This is a genomic window from Candidatus Peregrinibacteria bacterium, from assembly GCA_016220175.1.
Taxonomy (GTDB): domain Bacteria; phylum Patescibacteriota; class Gracilibacteria; order CAIRYL01; family CAIRYL01; genus JACRHZ01.
Genome location: JACRHZ010000053.1, coordinates 1 through 2840, shown reverse-complemented (window position 1 = coordinate 2840; position 2840 = coordinate 1). Strand labels below are relative to the sequence as shown.

At 40.5% G+C, this 2840-nt stretch carries 3 protein-coding genes; all 3 read right to left on the bottom strand.

The features are described 5' to 3' along the window. Positions 1-1545: hypothetical protein (locus HZA38_04270; GenBank protein ID MBI5414702.1), on the bottom strand; the 1545-nt coding region annotated here is incomplete at its 3' end. Positions 1546-1575: 30 nt separating this feature from the next. Continuing rightward, positions 1576-2085 (bottom strand): hypothetical protein, encoded by a 510-nt coding sequence (locus HZA38_04265; protein ID MBI5414701.1) that lies wholly within the window; start codon positions 2083-2085, stop codon positions 1576-1578. Between the two features lie 31 nt (positions 2086-2116). Next, complete coding sequence (locus HZA38_04260) at positions 2117-2611, bottom strand: hypothetical protein (GenBank protein MBI5414700.1); 495 nt, start codon at positions 2609-2611, stop codon at positions 2117-2119. Positions 2612-2840 lie beyond the last annotated feature (229 nt).

The following is a 2840-nucleotide window of genomic DNA, read 5'->3' as shown; positions in this document are numbered from 1 at the left end:
TGACGGATCGGTAATCGTCACCGAATGGAATCCGGCGTATTCTTTTTTATAGGCATCGAGAGGATCAAAGAAGTAATGTCCACCTTCGTAATCGTAGGTATTCGTGTATGACGGCGCCGCTATCGATGCTTTTACCGTTGAGGTGTGAACCGTATCAATAATAAACGGAAGATTCGGATTCGTTCCTTCTTGAGCTGGAGTTCTGTATGATGTTGATGGCTTATACGTCATTTCCTGAATTCCTCCCGCGGGATATTCAATACGCTTCATAAGATCGATTCTCTTTCCCTCGATTTGCTCCATTCCGTCGTAATAGAAAAATCGAGTTGGCGGATATGCGAGAGCTCCCGCTCGAACGGTAATTCCCGTGAGTTTTCCTTTTATGCTTTCTCTTTCATCATGTGAAAAATCATAGGTTCGAATAAGTTCTCGGGATCCGCTCGCGTACGAAGAGACTTCTATTCCGCTGATAAAATATTTTCCTTCTGCACGGAATCCCGTCACGTATGAGATCGGAACATACGATCTTGCCACTCTCAAAAATTTAATTTCATAAATTCCGAGATCATTTGGGAGGGGAGATCCTGTATATCTGATCGTATCCGGATATGCAAGCCCGGCTTCCTCAAAATACGTGAAGCTCATGGTATTTCCCTGAATATCTTGCACTTTTTGGAGCATCCATTTGTACACTCGAGTTGAATCAGCCGGATCTGTTAAGCGATTCTCCTGAGTGGCGCCAAAAGTAAAAATTGTTCCCTGATTATCCGTAATCGTCCACGTATTATTCGCAAAAACGTATTTCTGAAATCCTCCTTCTGTCTTTGCTGCGTATTCTCCATTCGGAGTATTTACGGAAATAAGTTCGCTCTGGGATCCAAAAATATCTGAGGAAAAATCATTCTGTGTATAGAGCTCATTAATTCCTTTTGCCGTACTTCGGTAAATTGCATTTGCCGGAAACCTCCATCCAAATCCCAACTCAGAAAGAAAATTTCTGTCCGAACTGGAATACTCTAGCGTAAGACTCGGCATAAGCGATGATCTTCCTTTTGGAATCCAGAGCGGATACTGATAGGTCGCGGCTCCCGTAAACAAATCGGTTGCATAATTTCCCAGAAGTCCTTTGAGGAATGCGAGGGGATTTTCTTGTACTGGCGCTGCGGGAGTTGGAATCGGTTCTGGATCTGGAGGAGGAGTTTCTATGACGACATCATCTTCTGTTGTTGCCGAATCTGTGGCATCAGTCGCTGCTTTTTCTTCAGCTTCTTTTTCTGGATCAATTGGCGCATTTTTATCTTCTTCCTGAAATGTTTCTGTATCGGGAATTTGCTCTGTTCTTGTGCTAAGACCAGCATCCGTTTTGTCTGTTGATACAGCTGCAGCACCTTGGTCAACTCCGCCAGAATTTTCTCCGGTGGAAACTTCACCTGATGAGGTTCCTCCTCTGTCCACACTTTCACTCGCCATCACCGGAGGTGCGCTCCCAAGAAGAGCATTGGAAATAAGAATGATGGTAAGAAAAATCGAGAGATGGCGTTTCATGGGAAAAAAAAGAGAAAAAAAACGAAATATTTATTGTTGAGCACAGTCACCGTAATATCCTTGTGAACTGTTGTACACGCATTTATACGACCAATTGAATCCTGTGCTTCCTTTATTTAAGAAAATTCCAAATTTGTAAAATTCGTCGGTGCCGGGATAAGATGTTGCATTTTCGGCAAATACAATGTCATTTAGACCATCGCCATTCATATCTGTAAAAAGAGTATTTCGTTGCGGTGGAGGATAAGGAGTTCCAGAATAGTAGGTCGTTGGAATAAGAAAATAGAGCGCCTGCACAGTAGTGTCATTAGCATCTATATTGCTCGAATGCCGCCAAGCATCATACCCATTATACATTTTGAGACCTCCATAATTCCATCCTGCGGACGCAGTTGGAAGAAAAATATTGTTCAAATTATTTTCAGTCTGAAGAGATGTTTTTTGTTCGGATTTTAGAGGAGTTGGAGCACCTCCAATAAGAATTATGAGGGAAATAAAAAAAACGAAAACGAGAGAAGTATTTCGGTAGAAATTTTTCATAAGAAAAAAATGAGAGGAAGAAAAAATAAAATTACGAACTCATATCTGCGCAGTCGCCATACCAGCGAGTATTATCTGGTGTACTAAAGTCATATGACCCTTGACATCGGAATGCCACATCCCATCCAGAGCCAGTATTGATATATACACAATCTTCAACATGATATTGAGTCTGATTGATTGTGTGTTTCCGATGCATATAATCTGCAAGCCCATCTCCATTAACATCGAGAAATTGTTCCGCAGGAGGCTGATAACTACTATCAGTTGTGAGTATTGGGAAAGCCAAAGTCGACCACGGAGCATCGGTTTTGAGATTCGCAGAGGATGGCCATCCTGAGTTTAGGGTGCATCCAAATAGTTCGGCGGGGATCTGAGATATTCCTACATCTCCCTGCGGCAAAACATCTGCAGATTCTCCCATCGCCTCAGCAGATGAAAGATGATTCGAAGAAAAATACCAAATAGAAATATTTACCGCCAGAATTACTGAAAAAATCGAAAGGAAGAAAAAGGTGCGTTTCATGTGAAAATGGTAAAAGAATAAAAATATAATAACGTGACGAACATAGTTTTTCCTCTAATACTCAGAACTTGTCAATCACTTGTTTTATTTGTTTTATTTTTCATCATATTTTTTAATATTAATTTAATTTTTAAAAGAAAATACTTATCGAATTTCATTATCTTCCATATCAAAATTGTGCAAAAAAATAACTTTTGGCAAAACGTTTAAAAAGACTTCCTCTCAACAT